We start from the raw sequence: 19,849 nt of genomic DNA on the forward strand, positions 1-19,849 counted from the left end.
TTCATACAAAAAAACCGTCCACATATATTGAGGGCGGTTTTCACTATTATACGAGGGCTTCTACTGTATGAAATGATTGTCCTTTCGTGCTAATAATACCGAAAATCGGTAAGTCACTTAGCACCACTTCTTCTTGCTGTTTCATAAAAGATGACGTTAATTGTTTTATCTCTATCCATACGTCATTAATACAAAGTACATTGGAATCGTTCTCTTGTTGGCGTGAAAATATAGAATCTATTTTATATAAACCAGCATTTTGAAAAAGCATATCAATGCGACTGAATGCATTCAAAGTAATGCTGATTACGCGTTGCCAATCTCCTTGTTTTTCCATATTATAGGATACAAAAAGTGCTTCTCCGCCTAGATTCGTAATTTCCTCCACTGTTGCTTGTCCACTTTCTTGATCAATGTCCGTCACAATTACTTTTGCGCCTTGTTTAGCCAACAAAAGAGCTGTATTACGTCCAATACCGATGCCACCGCCAGTTACGATAGCAACTTTTCCTGCAAGCTTCATTTTCATTACCCCTTCTATAAGTCTTACCGTCATTCAGTATACTCCTTTATGAGATTAGTCTGCAAGCAAGAAAAGTTGCTTATTCATTTGTAAACGGTTACTTTTTTACTCCTTCTTTTTTCTTACTATTACGCTGATCGAAAACTAAACCGATGAAAATTAAAATCCCCCAAAAGATTACGCTACCTCCAGTCATTTCAATTTCCCCCTTATTATATAAACATATTATTTTAATCATTATAACATTTTCTTAATTTTCAATCTATTAAATCCGAAAATGATATAGATTAACTTTTTCCCTATTATATATCCATTAAAATATATTTGTATAACAAAAAGAGACCTTTTTATATAAAAAGGTCTCTTTTTGTTATACAAGACTTATCACTTTCGTTTTTGTAATTAAATCCTGAAAACCACAATTATCTTTGCGGAATAACATCATATATACGTTACATAATATCGGAATTCCAAGCAGTAATATGTTCGGTAATAACAATACAAAAAATCGAATCGTTAATGTTTGTAATGTTAACTTTTCACTCTTCAATGAAATTAATTTTATTCTCGTTACCTTTTTACCAAGTGTTACACCGTTCCAAATAAAGGGTAGCAAAATAAAATATATCGCCATTAATATAAAAACTACTGCAAGATCATATCTATAATCGCCAAAACTAATATTAAAGCGATTAAAAATAGCACTATAATTTCCAGTCATAACAGCTACTACTGCACCATACATAACCGAGATTAAAAACATGTCAATTAGGGAAGCACCTATGCGGTTCATTACAAGCGCTGGACGATGCATCTTTAACTTCATTTTTATGTCGACTCCTTCATATCCTTCTTTACCCGTCTCATCGTACCACTTCTAAAAAACATTGTAAACTAGCGTTTCTCTTACTTTTCTTGTACAATGTGTTACAACAGCATTGTAAAGGAGGTTCCCATATTGAAAAAATGGATAATCCTATTCGTCGCACTCCTATTAGCCGGTTGTGCTGGAAATACAAATCATATAACATATACGATTAACGATGAATACGAACTCATACGTACTTCTGGAAATGCATTTGAACTTTTCCCCACGCAAGATGCTGTATATGCCACACAATACATTCCTGCAAAAATTACAGACATAGCCTGGGATGATAAATACATTATTGCAAAACAAACTGAGGAAAAGTCAGATCCTAATAATCCTGACGCAGCAATTGCAAATAAAAAAAGCGAGCATTATTGGATTATTGACGTAAAGCATAATAAACGTTTTGGCCCCTATAATGAAAAACAATTTCATGAACAAAAAGATGCGTTTAAAATTAAGGTGCCTTTTCAAAGTGTAGATTCATACATAGAAGAACAGAAAAAACAGTCAGCATAATAGTTTGAGCGCTGACTGTTTTTTCTTGCATATATTTAAAAACAACTTACTCAGAAAGTGAGATGTTAAAAGTTTGTGGCTCTTTTTCAACATCTTGCGTTTCTGTATTTGCTGCGATTACATTATCTGTTGTAAATTTAATATCCTTTACCTTTTCTTTTCCATCATCAAGTATTAGGCCGATAATACCATCTCTTGTTTCACCAGGCTTATAGTCTTCCCTTGATACATTTTTTGTACCAACGAGCGTATCTTCATCATATAAAAAGTTTTGCGTTGCTACTTTAAAATGTTGTTTATCATTAATCGCAACATCATTCATAGAGAAAAATTGTATATTTTTATTCCCGCTATTTTCCACCTTATATGTAATTTCAACATAACGAATCGTATCACTAATCTCTGTACCACTTAGCGATGCATATAACTCCGCATCTTCTTGACTGACTTTATCTCCTAATCTACGCTTTACTTCTTCAGGAGTTAATGCCGTATATACTTTTAATGTATTTTTTGCATCTTTACTCATCTGCGATAAAGAGATTACTTTCACATCTTGTACGTGAATTTTCATTGGTGCTACTTCAAATGTTTGATTCACAGAATGAATTTGTTCTAATTTAAAAGTACCCCATCCTGTTTCTTTCACTTTTTGTCCTACTTTTTTCAGCTCACGCCCACCATATTCTTTTGTTTCAGGAATAGATTCTTTCTTCTTCGGTTCAGCTTTCTTTTCTTCTTGATGGAAGCAACCACTTAACATAAGAAGAAAACTACATAAAACAAAAATACTTTTCCATGCTTTCATCATATAATTTCTCCTAACACTATCATTCATTAATATTAATTAGTCCTTTGCTTTGTAAACTATAGAAACAATGAAAAGTCCACAAAACGAACTTGTCAGTCCAGATACTATTATACCCCCTATTTGGAAAATATGAAAATAGGGATCTACGAACGCGTGCACGATAAATATAATAGTTGCTACAACAATTACCGAAATCCAATATTTTATTTTTTCCGAAGCTAAAATAAGGTCTTTACCCATTTCATTTCTACACTTCCATAAAACGTATACTAATAACAGAAAACCAATACATGTACTTCCATGTTGCATATATTTATAAACAGAGATACCGTACCATTCTCTTTGCAATAATGGTATTTTCATAACAAAATAGCCTGTCTTATGAGTGATTGCATCCCAAATAACATGCGTTAACATACCGAATAATGCTGAATAACAAAATACAAAGAAATCTTTCTTTGTGTAAAGCCCCCACCTCTCATCTACTGCATATGTATAGTAGCCAGCAAATGGTTTAGGTAAATGTGTTATAAACGGCTTTTTTAAAATGTAGTGATATATGTATGCTAATAAAAATACGAGTGGTAAATTAAAATATAAGAATCCAAGCCACGTATGCCCAATTACACCATACGGTCTAAAGTGTAGGAAATATTCAAAGTCAGGCGCCATACTACCTAATATAAGAGCCGTTACTGAAATATGTTGAGAATACTTTTTTGCAAAAGGAAGCACTGCTGCTGGATGTGCAAATGTAAACGGCATGTTTTGACTCCTTTTTATAATTACAATAGATTACATACTATCATAACGACATGAATAATCTCCATGCAATATTTATTTTCACATTGGAATATGATAGTTTAAATGATATAATCCACATAAAATATTCAGAAAATAAGGAGGGATTCACGTGTCATTAACACTTGTCTTTTTTCTTGTTCTGTTTACCTTGTTTTTAAGTACATACATTGGCTTCTATCTATGGAAGCACTACAAAATTATAAAATATATACCTGCTCTCGTTGGTTTTATAAGCATTCTTTTTATTTTCATATGGAAGAGAATGACTTTCGGCTGGGAAGGTCTTGGCTTTGGCGCACTTCAATATACAATATGTCTTACCCTTGTATTTGCTGCTTTTTTAGAATCAAAATCCGTTATGAATTGAGGTTTCTATATTGATTGACGTACCCTTTTTAAAAAATGTCACATTAAAAAAAGAAAATATCCCTAGTTTCTCCGCATATCCTTACTGTTTACCCGCTATTCGAACATTACAATCACTAGCTTTCCATCCAAATGTAACATTCATTATTGGAGAAAACGGAACAGGGAAGTCAACATTACTCGAAGCGATTGCAATTGCGTTAGGATTTAATGCAGAAGGTGGAACGAAAAACTTCCGTTTTAGTACAAACGATTCCCATTCATCTTTACATGAATACCTTCGAATTTCCAAAAGTTTCAATACACCAAATGACGGTTTCTTTCTTCGTGCCGAATCATTTTATAACGTTGCTTCTTATATTGATGAAATGGATGCCGATTCAGAAGCACGTGGAAATCCAATTATTGACTCATATGGTGGTACTTCACTACACGCCCAATCACACGGTGAGTCATTTTTCTCCTTATTTATGAATCGTTTTTCAGGACAAGGCTTATACATTTTAGATGAGCCCGAGGCCGCTCTATCACCAATGAGACAACTTTCTATGCTCATTCGAATGCATGAACTAGCGGAACAAGGTTCACAATTTGTTATCGCAACGCATTCTCCTATTTTAATGGCTTATCCTGAATCTACTATATATTCTTTAACACAAGAAGGAATTCATGAATCCACATTAGAAGAAACTGAGCATTACCAAACGACGAAACTTTTCTTTGAAAATCGTGATCGATTATTTCATCATTTATTTGAATCATAAAAAAAGAAGCAGCGATTGCTGCTTCTTTTTTATAGTGCTTCTATAAATAATGCTACCCCAATACCGCCACCGACGCATAAAGAGGCAATTCCTTTTTCTAACCCGCGTCTTTTCAATTCATGAATTAAACTTACAGTAATACGAGCTCCTGTACAACCGATTGGATGTCCAAGTCCTACACCACTACCGTTTACATTTACTTTTTCACGATCTAAACCTAATTCTTTTTCTACAGCTAAGTATTGTGCAGCGAAAGCCTCATTAATTTCAAGTAAATCTGCATCTTCTAATGACCAATCTACTTTTTCTAATCCTTTACGAATTGCTGGTGCTGGTCCAATACCCATAATTTTCGGATCTACTCCAGCTACTGAATATCCAACAATTCTAGCTAACGGTTGTAAGCCTTTTTCTTTCGCTTTTTCTTCGCTCATTAATACTAGAACCGCACTTCCGTCATTCAGGCCAGATGCATTCCCTGCCGTTACAGATCCGCCTTTACGGAAAGCTGGTTTTAATCCTGCTAATTTTTCTGCTGTAATGTCAGCACGTGGATGTTCATCCTTCGAAAATACTACTTCTTTTCTACGTTCTTTTATTGTAATAGGAACAATTTGATCGTCAAAGTATCCAGACTCGATTGCCTTCAGTGCCAATGTATGACTGCGAAGCGCAACTTCATCTTGTTCCTCTCTTGTAATTTCATATTGTTCAACTAAATTTTCCGCTGTTTCCCCCATCATAATATGATGAATCGGATCTTCTAATACTTCCCACACCGTATCACGAATTTCTCCGTGTTGTAGGCGTTGTCCCCAGCGGTGTTGTTTCAATGCATAAGGGCTTGAACTCATTGCTTCTACTCCACCTGCAACGACAACTTCACTTACACCTAATTGAATTTGCATTGCAGCCGACATAATTGCTTGCATACCTGAAGAACATTGGCGTTGGATTGTATAGCCCGTAACTGTGTCAGGAAATCCTGCCGCTAATGCAGCCGTTCTCGCCGTATTTGCTTCATCAGTTCTTTGAATACAATGACCTAAAATCACTTCATCCACTTCGTGTGGTTCTACCCCGCCTCGTTTTACAGCTTCCTGAAGTACAGGAACAGCTAATTCTACTGGCGTTACATTTTTTAGCGCTCCCCCAAAAGTTCCAATTGGCGAACGAACTGCAGCTGTAATAACAACATTATGCATTTTGCACTTGCCCCTCTCTTATGTACCCTAGTCAGTTTTTAGGTGAAATTCCATAAGATGTATGTCTACACCTATCATACTATAAACATACTAAAAAATCAAAATATTTAATATAATAAAAATAGAAGGAATTAACCTTCTATTCTGTTAATGCATATAGAAATTTTTGTAAAATTTTCTCTGTTGTTTTATTCAAATTCGGTAACTTATCTACCGGAAAATATTGAAGCTGTAATCCTTCATGGTCAAGCCTTAACTCCCCGCTCACATGATGTCCCTGATACAGATGAATGACATTAAAAATTTCATCTCCATTTGGATATTGGAAGTACACTTCTTTTCCCGAAAGAACCCCGATAAATTGCATAATTTTCGCATTTAGTCCCGTCTCTTCAAATAGTTCTCTGCGAGCAGTTTCTTCTGTCGTTTCTCCTAGCTCCATCGTTCCACCAGGTACACCCCAATCATATGTATCTGAACGATATTGAAGCAATACTTCTTGATTATCATTTAAGATAATAATTGCTGATCCTACTAGAATAAGCGGCCTTGTACCAACGACTTTGCGTAACTCTTCAATATACCCCAATATGTAAACTCTCCTTTCCTCACCCTCCCTTATCATAACAAAATTTTTCTCCTTTTGTTGATGTAATTTTAAAGAAAAAAAGGAAGCTTTCGCCTCCTTTTTTCACCTTTATTTCTTAAAACTTTCATATTTTACAGCTTCAAAAGCTTCTTCTATTTCATCATTACGATAATGGACATATGTAAAACGCCCTAATTCTACTAATCTTGCTATTTCTTGTAACGCTTTATGTTGCTCATATGTTTCCTCAAGCTTAATATGTACATAAAATTTCATTAATGGATGTTCGTATAAAGGTTCTCCCACCTCTACATATACATCTTCCACTCCTTGTACAACTCTTACATAACTTGCAAATTGATAAAGAGCTTCTCTGTCTGAAACGATTTTTAATGTATACATATATTCTCCCCCTTTCCTTTACTATATCAAAAAGACGGCCAAACCATGTTATAGAACTATGAAATTTTTTCGACTTGTAATAAACAAGGCGTTTATCCATACGTAGGATCTTTTCCCAACATATATTATAGGAAGAATTTTTTCAGTTGAGGTGTTCCTTATGGATCCATACGTCAATATATGTATTTGCATTACTCCAGGCGCCGATATTTCTGATGACCGTATTGCAAAGGATTTAGCAGTTGCAGAGTCAATTTGGCACCCGATTACATTTCAAATTCAAGAAGTAATTGTTTTAAATGAACTCTTCCGCTTTTCTGACCGTGAAATTAGTTATAAAGATTCTATTCAAAGTCAGGAAAAATTAGCATCCTTTTTTCAAACTTGTGTAAATGAAGCTCCTGAATGCGATCTTTACATTTGTTATATTGGCAGTGATTATTTTAAAGAAACAGCAGTAATTGCCTGTGCCTACTCTTTAGCAAAACAACAGCAACTTACAGGGTATATCGTTTTAACAAACTCGGCTGCTCCTATGAAAAATATATATACGCTCGCTCATGAAATTGGTCATATTTTATTTACAAGACGTGTTCACGGAAAACTTACTCACGCAGATCCTCATTCCCCAACTGGCTCGGAGCACCATCCTTCTCCAACAAATCTTATGTATCCGATCGTCCCTCGCCCTGAAAATGTCCATATTCAGTCTCTATTAACGAGCGAACAAAAAGCACTCTCTTTACAAAGCTCTTTATTGCAAAGAAAAAAACAGTAACAATTTTGTTACTGTTTAAAACAATAGATTCCAATCAATAAACCAAATTCCGGCTGCAACGGATGCAAATATACAACTAAACATAAATACAATTACTCTAAAAATCTCTATATAATATTTCTTTGGAAATAATTTTTTGCATATCCAGAGCAGCCCTTTACCTATTAAACCGAAGAACAAAACATAACCTGAAAATCGCTAAACCTAAAAATACAATAGACAATATACCTTAAAATATACTTTGCATATTAGTTCTCCTCTTAATAAAAATTAGAATTCAACTAATTTACACTTTTTCTCTCTTCAATTTTTAAAGACCATCTCATTAATCCATATATACTTCCATACATAAGTAAGATCTTTGCAATTCCCCAAAATACATTTCTTTCTTCTAAGTCTTTAAATAAGAACATAATCGCAAGAGGAACAATAAGTACCGCAACACCCATCCAACCAAGAACATATACTTCACCAATAAGAAGTAATAAAAATATAGTTACTGCTAATATATATGTCTGCATTGTCGACAATTGTAAAATTGGCGTCCCATACCATTTATTCATAAACATTAATAACACTAATAATAAAATAGGTATCATCACTATTACATAAATAATTCCAAACTCTACTAATTTACTTTTAAAAGAAGACATTCTAAACGCAACAATCGTTCCAATAATCGTAATAATTAAAACAATAGGATAACCAATTAACTGTACATTTGTTAACGTAAATTGTTGATTCGGATTTCCAAATAAAATATTTGTAAGTAACCAATACCCGCCAATACCAATTATCATTCCTAAGATACTTTTTATACTCCCGCCTTTATCCTTCTCCATCTCTTTCGCTAATTCTTCCGCATACTCTTTTGGCGAATTACCAAATATATCACTTACCGTCTTTCCCTCTTTCTCACCTTCAATTAAATGAAACTCTGCATCTTCTAGAAAGGCATCCACATCTTCTTCTTTCATTCCTTTTGTTATTAAATACACTTTCGTATCGATTAAAAACTTTTCTCCTTCTTTAGAAATCTTCATGATCATCCCTCCCTTATTAAACCGTTTCTCTTCTATTCGTCTTCATCATAATTTCAAGGAAAATTAAAATAAATAAACTTCCGTATAAACATATAATTTGAAATAACATTGGAACAAGGTCTTCTGATGTAAATGTTTTAAACAGTAACATAATCGAAAGCGGGATGATTAAATATAAGTTTTTAAACCATCCATTAAAATATATATTTATTGCTACTGTAATGATGAAAATACCACCAGCTAATATATAACTTTGCATTTGGGTGAATATAAACATTTTTGTAGGATAAATCACATCTAATATCGTTACAGCCCCTATTAGAAACATTGGTGCGATTATGACTAACGACCACATAGCAAACCATGTTTTTGTAAAACTTGTTACGAAAGTCATTTTGCGAAGTAGAAAATTAGGACCTATCACAACTAAAATTAATGACAAACTATATCCAACGCACTGAATAAGTGACATCTGTAATAGTCCGTTATTCACTATTAGAATAGAAGCAATAATCCAAAACGATACGATATTCATTACTGTAAAACCAATTTGCTTCCACGTTTCCTGTCTATCTCTTTCCATCACTTTTACAAGTTCATTTGCGTATTCTTTCGGTGAGCTTCCGAAAATTTCTTCTACACTTTTCCCATCACTCTCACCTTCTATTAAATGAAGTTCTGCGTCTTCAATAAAGCTTTCAATATCGCTTTCTTTCACACTCTTTGCAGTCAAAAACAACCTCATATCTAATAAAAACTTTCGTGCTTCATTTGATAGCATTATCTTCTTCTCCCCTTTCCTTCAAGTAGACGTTCCACACTACTTTGCATCGCTTCCCAGCGATCCATAAATTCATCCAGTGCATCTTCGCCATCTTCTGTTAACGTGTAATACTTCCGTTTTGGACCAGATGGGGATTCCTTCATTACACTTTTTATGAATCCTTCCTTTTGCATTCGTATTAATAACGGATAAATACTTCCCTCACTCGCCATTGTAAAGCCATACTTTGCTAGCTTCTCACTCATTTCATAACCGTATATTTCACCTTCAGAAATAATAGCAAGTAAGCATCCTTCTAAAATCCCTTTCAGCATTTGACTTGTCGACATAATTCAAATCCTCCTACTATCTTGTTTTACAAGATAGATAAGCGTAAGTATCTTGCTTTACAAAATAGTATAGCAAAGACTATTTTGCAAAACAAGATAGCTAGCAATATTTTTCCAAACCTTTGCAGGATTTTTCTTATCCACTCTCTAAATAGAGCAATATGAGAACTTTATTATGAAGGGATGTTTTTCATCATGGTTACAAATCGAGTTGTTTTTTTAACAGGTGCTGCAAGTGGTATTGGATATGAAATGGGAAACGCTTTTGCAAAAGAAGGGGCAAAAGTTGTTATTACCGATCGTCTTGAAGAGCGTGCAAAAGAAGCTGCTGAACAACTACAAAAAGAGGGCTTTCAAGCTATCGGCTTAAAATGTGATGTTACATCCGAAGAAGAAATAGAAGCATCCATTTCCCAAACTGTTAATCATTTCGGTTCATTAGACATATTAATTAATAACGCAGGAATGCAACACGTTTCACCAATTGAAGATTTTCCAACCGAAAAATTCGAGCTACTAATTAAAATTATGCAAATCGCTCCTTTTATCGCCATTAAGCATGCCTTTCCCATTATGAAAAAGCAAAAATATGGCCGAATTATTAATGTAGCTTCCATTAATGGCCTCGTTGGATTCGCTGGAAAAGCTGCTTATAATAGCGCAAAACATGGTGTAATTGGATTAACAAAAGTTGCCGCTTTAGAAGGGGCTACTCACGGAATTACTGTTAATGCACTTTGTCCCGGTTATGTCGATACCCCTCTCGTACGGAATCAATTACAAGACTTGGCCACTACACGAAATGTACCACTCGAAAATGTTTTAGAGGATGTCATTTATCCACTTGTCCCACAAAAACGCTTATTACAAGTACAAGAGATTGCTGATTATGCGATGTTTTTAGCGAGCGAAAAAGCTAAAGGTATAACTGGCCAAGCTGTCGTTATCGATGGTGGTTATACCGCTCAATAAAAAATAAAGTTTGCTCACGAAGAGCAAACTTTATTTTTTATCGCGAGGATCATCGTACTTTAGTAATTGCCTTGGCAACTTCTCTATTGCAACAATTACCCCATCTAATTTACTTTCAATTCGATGAAGTAAATATAATGTTACAACAATAGGAAACCCTACATTACCTATCATCTTGATCCACTCTTCCATCTTTTTCTCCTCCTTTCATTATATAAATAAGAGAAAAGAACACATTTAGGCATAAAAAAACAAGCTATTAAGTATTAGCTTGTTTTTTCAAACAATGATGCAATTTCTCGCTTATAATCTCCGCATATAATACCTTTCTCAGTAATAATACCTGTAATTAATTTATTTGGTGTTACATCAAATGCAGGATTATAAACAGTAGTTCCAACTGGTGCCACCTGTTTCCCAAAAATTTTCGTAACTTCTGTTTCATCTCTTTCTTCAATAACAATTTCTGCACCTGTTTGTTTCGTAATATCAAATGTCGATAGTGGAGCTGCAACGTAGAACGGGATATCGAAATACTTTGCTAATATAGCTAAATTCATCGTTCCGATTTTATTTGCTGTATCCCCATTTGCGACAATTCGGTCCGCTCCTACAATAATTGCGTTGATTTCTTTCGTTTGAATAGCATGAGCTGCCGTATTATCTGTAATAAGTGTTACATCAATACCTGCCTGTTTTAATTCCCAGGTCGTTAAACGTCCGCCTTGTAAAACCGGTCTCGTTTCACACGCATACGCATGTAACCGTACACCCTTTTCTTTCCCAATATAAAACGGTGCTAATGCAGTACCATATCTAGCAGTTGCAATACTGCCAGCGTTACAAATTGTTAAAATGTTATCACCGTCTTTAAAGCATGTTAATGCATGTTCTCCAATACTCCGGCATACCGCTTCATCTTCTTGCTGAATACGAAGCGCTTCTTCTTCTAATATTTTTTGCGCTTCTTTTATTGTAGTAATTTCTTGAATAGATTCTCTCATACGATCGATTGCCCAAAATAAATTGACTGCTGTCGGGCGTGACGTCCCTAAATAATTACAATCTCTATTAAACTTCTTTTGAAATTCTTCAATATGTAAAGTAGTATATTTTTTTGATGCAAGCGCCAAGCCAAATGCAGCTACAATTCCAATTGCAGGTGCTCCTCTTACTTCTAGCATGACAATACTTTTCCATACCTCTTCAATCGTCGTTAATGTTTTGTATTCTGTGCTATGCGGCAACTTTGTTTGATTTAATACTGCAATGGCATCACCTTTCCAACTGACAGACCTCGGAATCGTAACAACTGTACTCATGCTTTTATCCCTCCAGAAACTGTCTGTTGAAATAATGTTCGGAACAGTTGAATATCGGCGTTCTTAGACTCATATTTTATTAGTTCTTTCCCTAAGGATAACGCTTGTTTCTTAGCTTGAATTCTCGTTTCTTTATTTGTTATTTCATCTAAATCAGCTACATGTGCTAAGCCAATTGTTCTACGGATAAGCTCACATCCTGCAAACCCGACGGCATCCGTAAAAATGTTTTGCAAAATAATTGGTAGCCATTGCTTTTCTTTCGTATATGCTTCTACACCTTCTCCAATCCATAACTTCGTAAAAGTTTCTACAAAATAACTCCATGTCTTCTCTACATGAAAAAATAATACACCTCTCTGTTCTTCTTCTCTAGATAGAGCATTTAATAATAGATTTGCAATAAATTGCCCGATGTCAAATCCAAATGGACCATACGTTGCAAATTCTGGGTCAATCACTTTCGTTTCAGAAGGTGATGAAAAAATACTTCCAGTATGTAAATCTCCATGAATGAGTGCCTCTTTTCTCGTTAAAAATTTATATTTATATTGCGCTACTTTTAGTTTTAAAGTTTTATCACTCCATAGTTCATCTACAGCCAATTGTAACTCCGGCTCATAATCATTCGTATCGTAATGCCCAAACGGATCTGTAAACACTAAATCTTCTGTTATTTTGCAAAGGTCTGGATTTACAAATGTACCTTCTAGTACCCTTTTTTCTTCTGACTCTAACCCGAAATCTGAAGTATAAAACAAAACATGTGCTAGAAAACGACCAATATGTTGAGATAAAAGTGGATACTCCTCTCCATCTATTAATCCTGTTCTTGTAATGGTTAGCCTTGATAAGTCTTCTATAACTGTTACTGCTAACTCTTCATCATGACTGTACACTACCGGCACATATTCAGGTACATACTTCGCGAAAATTTGTAATGCTTTACTTTCAATCGTTGCTCTTTTTATAGACAACGGCCAGCTCTCACCAACTACTTTCGCATATGGTAGTGCTTGTTTTATTATAATTGACTTCTCTCCATCATCTAATTTGAACACGTAATTTAAATTTCCATCTCCAATTTCATGACAAACTACATTTGCTTTCTTTTCAAAATAACCGTGTTCTTTCGCATATTGTATAGCTGTTATTTCAGTTAATGCATAATATCCCATCGTCTTCTCCCCCTTTTTTCATTCAGAGGTTTTTCTGACGTAGAAAAACCTCTTTCCACTAAGAAAGAGGTTTGAAGTTTATCTTCTCCCCTCTTATCTGCCAGAAAGTTTTACTTTCTGCTGGAATTAGCACCGTGCCTTTTGGCGTCATAAACGCCCCATTTCACAATGGTATTACGGTCGGTTGCTGGGCTTCATCGGGCCAAATCCCTCCACCTGCTCTTGATAAGAGTTGTATAATTTTTTAGAATTTTTAACTTTATGTTGAAGACTATACCAAGAATAAAAATCACTTGTCAACATTTTATTTGTATAATTCTGGACGTCGATCTGCAAAAACTGGAATTCCTTTGCGTACTTCTTTAATTTTCTCGAATGTAAGCTCTCCAAATAGAATTGATTCTTCTTCATTCGCTTCTACAACAACTTCACCCCAAGGATCGACAATTAAAGAATGGCCAGCAAACTCATTATTTGGATCCTTCCCTGCCCTATTACATGCTACAACATAACACTGATTTTCAACTGCTCTTGCTTGTAATAGTAAACGCCAATGCGCTAAACGAACTAATGGCCATTCAGCTACAACAAATAAAACTTTTGCACCTTTAGCAGTATGAACACGCATCCACTCCGGAAAACGAATATCATAGCAAATGGTGCCGGCGCACTCTACATCATCTAACTTAAATTCACCAGTACGATTTCCAGCGATTAAATATTTATGTTCATCCATAAGCTGAAATAAATGCACTTTACTATATTCATTGACTAGTTCTCCTTTATTCGTTACAACATACATTGTATTTGTAACACCTTGTTCCGTTTGCTTTGCTATAGAACCACCAACAATATGTACACCATATTGTTTCGACCATTCTATCAACTTTTCTTTCGTTTCCAATCCATCCCTATCTGCAATTTCAGAGAGTCTCGTTAAATCATAACCTGTTGTCCATAGTTCTGGTAAAACAATAACATCTGGTCTTTCTTTCATCGCTTCACTTATTTTATTTTTAGCATTCTCAATATTTTTTTCTACATCTCCAAAGACAATATCCATTTGAATACATGCGACTTTCATTTTTTCAGCCCCATTCTCATTTTTTTCTTTACAAAATACTGGAAAGATTATATCATTTGTCACTAGAATTGTAACAACTTTCAAAAGAGGTGGAAAGTATGAAATTATTTCAACCTTCTGAGATAGTAACATCATTGCCAACACAATTTTTTGCTTCACTTGTTGCAAAAGTTAATAAAGTCGTTGCAGCTGGTCACGATGTTATTAATCTAGGTCAAGGTAATCCAGATCAACCAACACCGCAGCATATCGTAAAAGCTTTACAAGATGCTGCAGAAAAGACCATTCATCATAAATATCCGCCATTTCGCGGACATGAAAGTTTAAAAGAAGCCGTGGCAACATTCTATCAACGTGAATATGATGTAGTAGTAAATCCAAAAACTGAAGTTGCTATTTTATTTGGTGGAAAGGCTGGATTAGTAGAATTACCAGTTTGTTTTACAAACCCTGGTGATACGATTCTCGTTCCCGATCCAGGCTATCCAGATTATTTATCAGGAGTTGCTTTAGCGAAAGCACAATTTGAAACAATGCCGCTTATTGCAGAAAATAATTTTTTACCAGATTATACGAAAATCGATGACTCTATTTCCGAGCGTGCAAAATTAATGTTTTTAAACTATCCAAATAATCCGACCGGTGCTACTGCATCAAAAGATTTCTTTGATGAAACCATTCATTTTGCTAATAAACATAATATATTAGTCGTTCATGATTTTGCTTACGGTGCGATTGGATTCGATGGTCAAAAACCTGTTAGTTTCTTACAAGCAGATGGTGCCAAAGATACAGGAATCGAAATTTACACATTATCGAAAACTTTCAATATGGCTGGCTGGCGCATCGCTTTTGCAGTAGGGAATGAAAGTGTCATTGAAACCATTAACTTATTACAAGATCATATGTATGTTAGTATTTTTGGTGCCATTCAAGATGCTGCCCGCGAAGCACTATTAGGTTCACAGTCTTGCGTCATAGACCTTGTAAATAGTTACGAATCTCGAAGAAACGCTCTTATTTCAGCTTGTCACTCAATTGGTTGGAATGTAGACATTCCAACAGGGTCATTCTTTGCATGGCTTCCCGTTCCAAAAGGATATACTTCTGAGCAATTTGCTGATATTTTACTAGAAAAAGCACATGTTGCAGTTGCTCCTGGTGTTGGATTTGGTGAACATGGCGAAGGGTACGTCCGTGTTGGTCTCTTGCATACAGAAGATAGATTACGAGAAGCCATTAATCGAATTGATAAATTAAATTTTTTTAAAAAGTAATTGACAACATGAAAAATATCTGACAAAATTCAGTTATCTTAAAAATTTAAACATTTCTAAATACTTCTTATCAAGAGCAGGTGGAGGGACGAGCCCGACGAAACCCGGCAACCGATCTACAATTGTAGACACGGTGCTAATTCTCGCAGCATTACGCTGACAGATAAGGAGCTGGTTGTAAAAAAACCTCTCCTTAGCTGAGAGGTTTTTTTATTTAACTAGGAGGTTATAACAATGAGCGGAATTATAGCGACATATTTAATCCATGATGATTCACATAACTTAGAAAAAAAAGCTGAGCAAATTGCACTCGGTTTAACAATTGGCTCTTGGACTCATTTGCCGCATTTATTGCAAGAACAGTTAAAGCAGCATAAAGGCAACGTCATTCATGTTGAGGAATTAGCTGAGCATGAACATACCAACTCGTATTTACGTAAAAAAGTAAAGCGCGGGATTATTAAAATCGAATATCCGTTATTAAACTTCAGTCCAGATTTACCAGCAATTTTGACAACTACATTTGGAAAGCTATCACTTGATGGCGAAGTAAAATTAATTGACTTAACTTTTTCAGATGGGTTAAAAAAACATTTTCCTGGTCCAAAATTCGGGATAGATGGTATTCGAAATCTTTTACAAGTACATGATCGTCCCCTTTTAATGAGTATTTTTAAAGGAATGATTGGACGAAATATTGGGTATTTAAAAACGCAATTACGCGATCAAGCAATTGGTGGTGTAGATATAGTAAAAGATGATGAAATATTATTTGAAAATGCATTAACACCACTTACAAAACGCATTGTATCTGGAAAAGAAGTTTTACAATCCGTATATGAAACGTACGGACACAAAACGTTATATGCCGTAAATGTAACAGGACGAACTTTTGATTTAAAAGAAAATGCAAAACGTGCAGTGCAAGCTGGAGCTGATATTCTATTATTTAACGTATTTGCTTACGGACTAGATGTACTACAATCACTTGCAGAAGATGATGAAATCCCAGTTCCTATTATGGCACACCCTGCTGTAAGTGGCGCTTATTCAGCATCCAAGTTATATGGAATTTCATCTCCATTATTACTCGGAAAGCTGCTACGTTATGCTGGGGCTGATTTTTCATTATTCCCATCTCCATACGGAAGTGTTGCGCTAGAAAAAGAGGAAGCTCTTGCTATCTCAAAATATTTAACTGAAGACGATGTGTTTTTCAAGAAGAGCTTTTCCGTTCCGTCTGCTGGTATTCATCCTGGCTTCGTTCCCTTTATTATACGAGATTTCGGTAAAGATGTTGTTATTAATGCTGGCGGTGGGATACATGGACATCCAAATGGAGCGCAAGGTGGCGGTAAAGCTTTCCGTACTGCCATTGATGCTACTTTGCAAAATAAACCACTCCATGAAGTAGATGATATAAATTTGCATAGTGCACTACAAATATGGGGAAATCCCTCTCATGAGGTGAAATTATGAGTATTCAAGTATTTTGTGATTTCGATGGCACGATTACAAATAATGATAACATTATGTCCATTATGGAGAAATTCGCACCACCAGAAGCTGAAGAAGTAAAGAATAGAATTTTATCACAAGAGCTATCTATTCAAGAAGGTGTTTCTCAATTATTTCAATTCATACCTACTAATCTGCACGATGAAATTATTCAATTTTTAATAGAGACTGCTGAAATTCGTAATGGTTTTCATGAATTTATACAATTTGTAAATGAAAACAATATTTCCTTTTATGTTATATCAGGTGGAATGGATTTCTTCGTCTATCCACTCTTACAAGGACTCATTCCAAAAGAGCAAATTTACTGTAATGAAACAGATTTTTCAAATGAATACATTACGGTGAATTGGCCTCATCCTTGTGATCGTCTTTGTCAAAATCATTGCGGATTATGTAAATCATCACTCATCCGTAAATTGAGTGATACGAATGACTTCCATATTGTAATTGGAGATTCAATTACCGATTTACAAGCTGCAAAACAAGCGGATAAAGTGTTCGCTCGTGATTTCCTTATTACAAAATGCGAAGAAAATCATATTTCTTATACACCATTTGAAACGTTTCACGATGTTCAAACTGAATTAAAACATTTGTTGGAGGTGAAATTATGAAACAACTTTTTCGTCAATGGTATGACTTAAGCGAGATAAAAAAAGAATTAACAACACGAAATTGGTTTCCAGCAACGAGTGGTAATATTTCTATAAAGGTTAGTCATGAACCACTCACTTTTCTCATTACAGCAAGTGGTAAAGATAAAACCAAAACGACTCCAGATGACTTTCTACTAGTAGATCATCTAGGGATTCCCGTATTAGAGACTGAATTACGTCCCTCAGCAGAAACAATCTTGCATACACATATTTATAACAATACGAATGCTGGGTGCGTCCTTCATGTTCATACAACTGATAACAATGTCATCACAAATTTATATAGTGATGCTGTCACACTTCAAAATCAAGAAATTATTAAAGCTCTCGATATTTGGGAAGAAGGTGCAACAATTCACATTCCTATTATCGAAAACCACGCTCATATCCCAACGCTTGGAGAAAACTTCCGCAAACATATACAGGGAGATTCGGGGGCAGTATTAATCCGTAACCATGGTATTACCGTATGGGGCCGAGATAGCTTTGATGCAAAGAAAAGATTAGAAGCTTATGAGTTTTTATTCCAATTTCATATAAAACTACTATCAATTCAAGGAGGCGTTTCTAATGGCACAAATTCGTATTCATGAAGTAAATACTCGCATTGAAAATGAAGTGGAAGTATCTAAATTTCTACAAGAGGAAGGTGTTTTATATGAGAAATGGAATATTTCTAAACTTCCTCCTCATTTAAATGAAAATTATTCGTTAACAGATGAAAACAAGGCTGAAATATTAGCTGTGTTTTCAAAAGAAATTGCTGATGTTTCAGCACGCCGAGGTTATAAAGCACATGATGTAATTTCACTTTCAAATAGCACACCTAACCTTGACGAACTATTAATTAATTTCCAAAAAGAACACCATCATACTGATGATGAAGTTCGCTTTATTGTTAGTGGTCATGGCATCTTTGCCATTGAAGGAAAAGATGGGACATTCTTTGACGTTGAACTTGAGCCAGGCGATCTCATATCTGTTCCTGAAAATGCAAGACATTATTTTACCTTGCAAGATGATCGTCAAGTTGTAGCTATTCGTATTTTTGTTACAACTGAAGGTTGGGTTCCAATCTATTAAGGTAGTTAGTTGAATAAAAGGTCTTGGACCCCCTTTTCCAACCTTTTATTCACTCTACATATATACATCCTCCTATGGAGCAGGCTTATTTCAAAAAAAATGAAATAAGCCTGATTTTTTATTTTCTCAAACATATGCGTCCCTCCTTTCAAAAACGATCTTATCCTTCTGTTTTTCAAGTGTATTTCTTAACATTTTTTGAACATTTATTGAACTTTTTTTGACTTTTTTCTGAAAATTCTGTTTTGTATATGGTATACTACAATTAACTAAGAAGGAAAAAATATCGCAAACAGAGGGGGATAATCATGAGTTTACTTATCGCACTTATACTAGGGGTTACGTGTGGAGCACTTCCTATTATTCTAGGAGCTATTATGGAAGAATTAGAAGTTGGTGTTTTAGGTTTTGTCGCATCTTGTGTAAGCGCTTTATTTTTTGGTTTGTTCGGTGCTATTCCTGTTTCAATTCTGTGTGCATTTTATATAATACGCCATGCTCGTACAAAACAATTTGGTCCTAATCACATCGCGCAAGTTATTCCATTCCCAATTGAACGATGCCGCCGTGCTTCTAGCTTATAATTATAAAATTAAATATACTTAAATAAATAAAAGCCCTCAAATGAGGACTTTTATTTATTTTCTTCTAGAAATTGAAACAATTCTTGTAGGTGCAAAGCGTCTTCACTATAGCTAACAGATACATGATATATACTATCAATCTCCGCTTCCATGTAAAGATCAACTCCATCTCGATCATATTTCAATGCCAAATAAAATTCCATTTCTTCTAGCATCTTTTTTGAAGTTCGAATAACGTAATGCCCTTTTTCATCTCTTCCATATTCGAATTTCGGTTCAAAATCATATTTTTGTTTAAAAGCTTCTATTTGTTTTTCATTAATTTGTACACAAGTTGCTCGTTGTACAGCATCAATCATCTCATCAAATTTTTGAAGATCCATC

Annotated in this window: 27 protein-coding genes, 1 pseudogene and 2 riboswitches; of the genes and pseudogenes, 11 read left to right on the forward strand and 17 right to left on the reverse strand. The window is 34.9% G+C overall.

Going from position 1 to position 19,849, the window contains the following annotated elements:
- Positions 1-46 precede the first annotated feature (46 nt).
- The 3 genes from MR147_RS17630 to MR147_RS17640 all read right to left on the reverse strand — a co-directional run bounded on the left by MR147_RS17630 (position 47) and on the right by MR147_RS17640 (position 1,349).
- Complete coding sequence (locus MR147_RS17630; RefSeq protein WP_000218426.1) at positions 47-556, reverse strand: SDR family NAD(P)-dependent oxidoreductase; 510 nt, start codon at positions 554-556, stop codon at positions 47-49.
- A gap of 64 nt (positions 557-620) precedes the next feature.
- The gene (locus MR147_RS17635) at positions 621-719 is read right to left on the reverse strand and encodes a hypothetical protein (protein WP_000145657.1); all 99 of its coding nucleotides are present in this window, start codon (positions 717-719) and stop codon (positions 621-623) included.
- A gap of 174 nt (positions 720-893) precedes the next feature.
- Positions 894-1,349, reverse strand: a complete 456-nt coding sequence (locus MR147_RS17640; RefSeq protein WP_000769088.1) for an RDD family protein — start codon at positions 1,347-1,349, stop codon at positions 894-896.
- Between the two features lie 132 nt (positions 1,350-1,481).
- On the opposite strand from MR147_RS17640, the gene MR147_RS17645 reads away from it, so the two are divergent.
- Positions 1,482-1,913 (forward strand): DUF3997 domain-containing protein, encoded by a 432-nt coding sequence (locus tag MR147_RS17645; protein ID WP_074606867.1) that lies wholly within the window; start codon positions 1,482-1,484, stop codon positions 1,911-1,913.
- A 46-nt stretch (positions 1,914-1,959) separates the two neighbouring features.
- Here the strand turns inward: MR147_RS17645 and MR147_RS17650 are convergent, their stop codons facing one another.
- Both MR147_RS17650 and MR147_RS17655 read right to left on the reverse strand, forming a co-directional pair.
- Positions 1,960-2,724 carry a hypothetical protein gene (locus tag MR147_RS17650; RefSeq protein ID WP_074606869.1) on the reverse strand — a complete coding sequence of 255 codons (765 nt, stop codon included), beginning with the start codon at positions 2,722-2,724 and terminating at the stop codon, positions 1,960-1,962.
- Between the two features lie 36 nt (positions 2,725-2,760).
- A complete protein-coding gene (locus MR147_RS17655; protein ID WP_074606871.1) occupies positions 2,761-3,489 on the reverse strand; it encodes a DUF4184 family protein in 729 nt (242 codons plus the stop codon).
- A 148-nt stretch (positions 3,490-3,637) separates the two neighbouring features.
- On the opposite strand from MR147_RS17655, the gene MR147_RS17660 reads away from it, so the two are divergent.
- Positions 3,638-3,895, forward strand: coding sequence for a hypothetical protein (locus tag MR147_RS17660; RefSeq protein ID WP_074606971.1), 258 nt, complete (start codon positions 3,638-3,640; stop codon positions 3,893-3,895).
- Between the two features lie 10 nt (positions 3,896-3,905).
- On the forward strand, positions 3,906-4,658 hold the full coding sequence (locus MR147_RS17665; RefSeq protein ID WP_074606873.1) for an AAA family ATPase: 753 nt from the start codon (positions 3,906-3,908) through the stop codon (positions 4,656-4,658).
- Positions 4,659-4,687: 29 nt separating this feature from the next.
- On the opposite strand, the gene MR147_RS17670 is transcribed toward MR147_RS17665, so the two are convergent.
- From MR147_RS17670 to MR147_RS17680, 3 genes are all read right to left on the reverse strand, one after another.
- Positions 4,688-5,863 carry an acetyl-CoA C-acetyltransferase gene (locus MR147_RS17670; protein WP_000552088.1) on the reverse strand — a complete coding sequence of 392 codons (1,176 nt, stop codon included), beginning with the start codon at positions 5,861-5,863 and terminating at the stop codon, positions 4,688-4,690.
- 139 nt (positions 5,864-6,002) lie between these two features.
- Positions 6,003-6,452: an NUDIX hydrolase gene (locus MR147_RS17675; protein WP_139302726.1), complete on the reverse strand. Its 450-nt coding sequence runs from the start codon at positions 6,450-6,452 to the stop codon at positions 6,003-6,005.
- A 108-nt stretch (positions 6,453-6,560) separates the two neighbouring features.
- Positions 6,561-6,854: a DUF3928 family protein gene (locus MR147_RS17680; RefSeq protein WP_000288327.1), complete on the reverse strand. Its 294-nt coding sequence runs from the start codon at positions 6,852-6,854 to the stop codon at positions 6,561-6,563.
- 160 nt (positions 6,855-7,014) lie between these two features.
- Between MR147_RS17680 and MR147_RS17685 the strand changes: the two genes are divergently transcribed.
- The gene (locus MR147_RS17685) at positions 7,015-7,632 is read left to right on the forward strand and encodes an ImmA/IrrE family metallo-endopeptidase (RefSeq protein ID WP_000371613.1); all 618 of its coding nucleotides are present in this window, start codon (positions 7,015-7,017) and stop codon (positions 7,630-7,632) included.
- 15 nt (positions 7,633-7,647) lie between these two features.
- Here MR147_RS17685 and MR147_RS17690 read toward each other — a convergent pair.
- The 4 genes and pseudogenes from MR147_RS17690 to MR147_RS17705 all read right to left on the reverse strand — a co-directional run bounded on the left by MR147_RS17690 (position 7,648) and on the right by MR147_RS17705 (position 9,788).
- Positions 7,648-7,858 (reverse strand): annotated as a pseudogene (locus tag MR147_RS17690) (DNA-binding protein).
- Between the two features lie 55 nt (positions 7,859-7,913).
- A complete protein-coding gene (locus tag MR147_RS17695) occupies positions 7,914-8,675 on the reverse strand; it encodes a DUF1129 domain-containing protein (protein WP_074606877.1) in 762 nt (253 codons plus the stop codon).
- A gap of 16 nt (positions 8,676-8,691) precedes the next feature.
- On the reverse strand, positions 8,692-9,456 hold the full coding sequence (locus tag MR147_RS17700) for a DUF1129 domain-containing protein (RefSeq protein ID WP_074606879.1): 765 nt from the start codon (positions 9,454-9,456) through the stop codon (positions 8,692-8,694).
- Positions 9,456-9,788 (reverse strand): PadR family transcriptional regulator, encoded by a 333-nt coding sequence (locus MR147_RS17705; RefSeq protein ID WP_000107964.1) that lies wholly within the window; start codon positions 9,786-9,788, stop codon positions 9,456-9,458. The genes MR147_RS17700 and MR147_RS17705 overlap by 1 nt, the downstream gene beginning before the upstream one ends.
- 195 nt (positions 9,789-9,983) lie before the next feature.
- Here MR147_RS17705 and MR147_RS17710 point away from each other — a divergent pair, with 195 nt between their 5' ends.
- Positions 9,984-10,760, forward strand: coding sequence for a 3-hydroxybutyrate dehydrogenase (locus MR147_RS17710; RefSeq protein ID WP_000258436.1), 777 nt, complete (start codon positions 9,984-9,986; stop codon positions 10,758-10,760).
- Positions 10,761-10,790: 30 nt separating this feature from the next.
- Here MR147_RS17710 and MR147_RS17715 read toward each other — a convergent pair whose 3' ends face one another.
- From MR147_RS17715 to MR147_RS17730, 4 genes are all read right to left on the reverse strand, one after another.
- Positions 10,791-10,952, reverse strand: coding sequence for a YvrJ family protein (locus MR147_RS17715; protein ID WP_000393329.1), 162 nt, complete (start codon positions 10,950-10,952; stop codon positions 10,791-10,793).
- 74 nt (positions 10,953-11,026) lie between these two features.
- Positions 11,027-12,082, reverse strand: coding sequence for an S-methyl-5-thioribose-1-phosphate isomerase (gene mtnA, locus MR147_RS17720; RefSeq protein WP_000109056.1), 1,056 nt, complete (start codon positions 12,080-12,082; stop codon positions 11,027-11,029).
- A complete protein-coding gene (gene mtnK / locus MR147_RS17725) occupies positions 12,079-13,260 on the reverse strand; it encodes an S-methyl-5-thioribose kinase (RefSeq protein WP_074606881.1) in 1,182 nt (393 codons plus the stop codon). Before mtnK ends, mtnA begins: the two co-directional genes overlap by 4 nt.
- Positions 13,261-13,350: 90 nt before the next feature.
- A riboswitch (SAM riboswitch) is annotated at positions 13,351-13,492 on the reverse strand.
- 72 nt (positions 13,493-13,564) lie between these two features.
- Entirely contained in the window at positions 13,565-14,428 is an 864-nt protein-coding gene (locus MR147_RS17730; protein ID WP_044821791.1) for a carbon-nitrogen family hydrolase, read from the reverse strand.
- A gap of 14 nt (positions 14,429-14,442) precedes the next feature.
- On the opposite strand from MR147_RS17730, the gene MR147_RS17735 reads away from it, so the two are divergent.
- From MR147_RS17735 to MR147_RS17760, 6 genes are all read left to right on the forward strand, one after another.
- Entirely contained in the window at positions 14,443-15,621 is a 1,179-nt protein-coding gene (locus MR147_RS17735; RefSeq protein WP_074606883.1) for a pyridoxal phosphate-dependent aminotransferase, read from the forward strand.
- 64 nt (positions 15,622-15,685) lie between these two features.
- A riboswitch (SAM riboswitch) is annotated at positions 15,686-15,791 on the forward strand.
- A 64-nt stretch (positions 15,792-15,855) separates the two neighbouring features.
- Positions 15,856-17,100, forward strand: a complete 1,245-nt coding sequence (gene mtnW / locus MR147_RS17740; RefSeq protein WP_000014189.1) for a 2,3-diketo-5-methylthiopentyl-1-phosphate enolase — start codon at positions 15,856-15,858, stop codon at positions 17,098-17,100.
- Complete coding sequence (gene mtnX / locus MR147_RS17745; protein ID WP_042512219.1) at positions 17,097-17,756, forward strand: 2-hydroxy-3-keto-5-methylthiopentenyl-1-phosphate phosphatase; 660 nt, start codon at positions 17,097-17,099, stop codon at positions 17,754-17,756. The genes mtnW and mtnX overlap by 4 nt, the downstream gene beginning before the upstream one ends.
- Complete coding sequence (locus tag MR147_RS17750; protein ID WP_242304606.1) at positions 17,753-18,391, forward strand: methylthioribulose 1-phosphate dehydratase; 639 nt, start codon at positions 17,753-17,755, stop codon at positions 18,389-18,391. Before mtnX ends, MR147_RS17750 begins: the two co-directional genes overlap by 4 nt.
- Positions 18,369-18,881, forward strand: a complete 513-nt coding sequence (locus tag MR147_RS17755; RefSeq protein ID WP_000057309.1) for a 1,2-dihydroxy-3-keto-5-methylthiopentene dioxygenase — start codon at positions 18,369-18,371, stop codon at positions 18,879-18,881. The genes MR147_RS17750 and MR147_RS17755 overlap by 23 nt, the downstream gene beginning before the upstream one ends.
- 308 nt (positions 18,882-19,189) lie before the next feature.
- Positions 19,190-19,465 (forward strand): hypothetical protein, encoded by a 276-nt coding sequence (locus tag MR147_RS17760; RefSeq protein WP_000054668.1) that lies wholly within the window; start codon positions 19,190-19,192, stop codon positions 19,463-19,465.
- A 50-nt stretch (positions 19,466-19,515) separates the two neighbouring features.
- Here the strand turns inward: MR147_RS17760 and MR147_RS17765 are convergent, their stop codons facing one another.
- Complete coding sequence (locus MR147_RS17765; protein WP_074606885.1) at positions 19,516-19,848, reverse strand: DUF3909 family protein; 333 nt, start codon at positions 19,846-19,848, stop codon at positions 19,516-19,518.
- Position 19,849: the final 1 nt, after the last annotated feature.

This window comes from Bacillus cereus group sp. BfR-BA-01350 (assembly GCF_022663775.1).
Lineage (GTDB): Bacteria > Bacillota > Bacilli > Bacillales > Bacillaceae_G > Bacillus_A > Bacillus_A paranthracis.

What these genes read in the sequence shown, in the direction of transcription:
- MR147_RS17700 (WP_074606879.1), bottom strand. Translation starts at nt 9,456, where the DNA reads ATGCTATCAAATGAAGCACGAAAGTTTTTATTAGATATGAGGTTGTTT.
- MR147_RS17765 (WP_074606885.1), bottom strand. Translation starts at nt 19,848, where the DNA reads ATGGATCTTCAAAAATTTGATGAGATGATTGATGCTGTACAACGAGCA.
- MR147_RS17750 (WP_242304606.1), top strand. Translation starts at nt 17,753, where the DNA reads ATGAAACAACTTTTTCGTCAATGGTATGACTTAAGCGAGATAAAAAAA.
- MR147_RS17650 (WP_074606869.1), bottom strand. Translation starts at nt 2,724, where the DNA reads ATGATGAAAGCATGGAAAAGTATTTTTGTTTTATGTAGTTTTCTTCTT.
- MR147_RS17630 (WP_000218426.1), bottom strand. Translation starts at nt 556, where the DNA reads ATGACGGTAAGACTTATAGAAGGGGTAATGAAAATGAAGCTTGCAGGA.
- MR147_RS17635 (WP_000145657.1), bottom strand. Translation starts at nt 719, where the DNA reads ATGACTGGAGGTAGCGTAATCTTTTGGGGGATTTTAATTTTCATCGGT.
- MR147_RS17670 (WP_000552088.1), bottom strand. Translation starts at nt 5,863, where the DNA reads ATGCATAATGTTGTTATTACAGCTGCAGTTCGTTCGCCAATTGGAACT.
- mtnA (WP_000109056.1), bottom strand. Translation starts at nt 12,082, where the DNA reads ATGAGTACAGTTGTTACGATTCCGAGGTCTGTCAGTTGGAAAGGTGAT.
- MR147_RS17640 (WP_000769088.1), bottom strand. Translation starts at nt 1,349, where the DNA reads ATGAAGTTAAAGATGCATCGTCCAGCGCTTGTAATGAACCGCATAGGT.
- MR147_RS17735 (WP_074606883.1), top strand. Translation starts at nt 14,443, where the DNA reads ATGAAATTATTTCAACCTTCTGAGATAGTAACATCATTGCCAACACAA.
- MR147_RS17715 (WP_000393329.1), bottom strand. Translation starts at nt 10,952, where the DNA reads ATGGAAGAGTGGATCAAGATGATAGGTAATGTAGGGTTTCCTATTGTT.
- MR147_RS17695 (WP_074606877.1), bottom strand. Translation starts at nt 8,675, where the DNA reads ATGAAGATTTCTAAAGAAGGAGAAAAGTTTTTAATCGATACGAAAGTG.
- MR147_RS17705 (WP_000107964.1), bottom strand. Translation starts at nt 9,788, where the DNA reads ATGTCGACAAGTCAAATGCTGAAAGGGATTTTAGAAGGATGCTTACTT.
- MR147_RS17755 (WP_000057309.1), top strand. Translation starts at nt 18,369, where the DNA reads ATGGCACAAATTCGTATTCATGAAGTAAATACTCGCATTGAAAATGAA.
- MR147_RS17685 (WP_000371613.1), top strand. Translation starts at nt 7,015, where the DNA reads ATGGATCCATACGTCAATATATGTATTTGCATTACTCCAGGCGCCGAT.
- MR147_RS17655 (WP_074606871.1), bottom strand. Translation starts at nt 3,489, where the DNA reads ATGCCGTTTACATTTGCACATCCAGCAGCAGTGCTTCCTTTTGCAAAA.
- mtnW (WP_000014189.1), top strand. Translation starts at nt 15,856, where the DNA reads ATGAGCGGAATTATAGCGACATATTTAATCCATGATGATTCACATAAC.
- mtnK (WP_074606881.1), bottom strand. Translation starts at nt 13,260, where the DNA reads ATGGGATATTATGCATTAACTGAAATAACAGCTATACAATATGCGAAA.
- mtnX (WP_042512219.1), top strand. Translation starts at nt 17,097, where the DNA reads ATGAGTATTCAAGTATTTTGTGATTTCGATGGCACGATTACAAATAAT.
- MR147_RS17680 (WP_000288327.1), bottom strand. Translation starts at nt 6,854, where the DNA reads ATGTATACATTAAAAATCGTTTCAGACAGAGAAGCTCTTTATCAATTT.
- MR147_RS17710 (WP_000258436.1), top strand. Translation starts at nt 9,984, where the DNA reads ATGGTTACAAATCGAGTTGTTTTTTTAACAGGTGCTGCAAGTGGTATT.
- MR147_RS17760 (WP_000054668.1), top strand. Translation starts at nt 19,190, where the DNA reads ATGAGTTTACTTATCGCACTTATACTAGGGGTTACGTGTGGAGCACTT.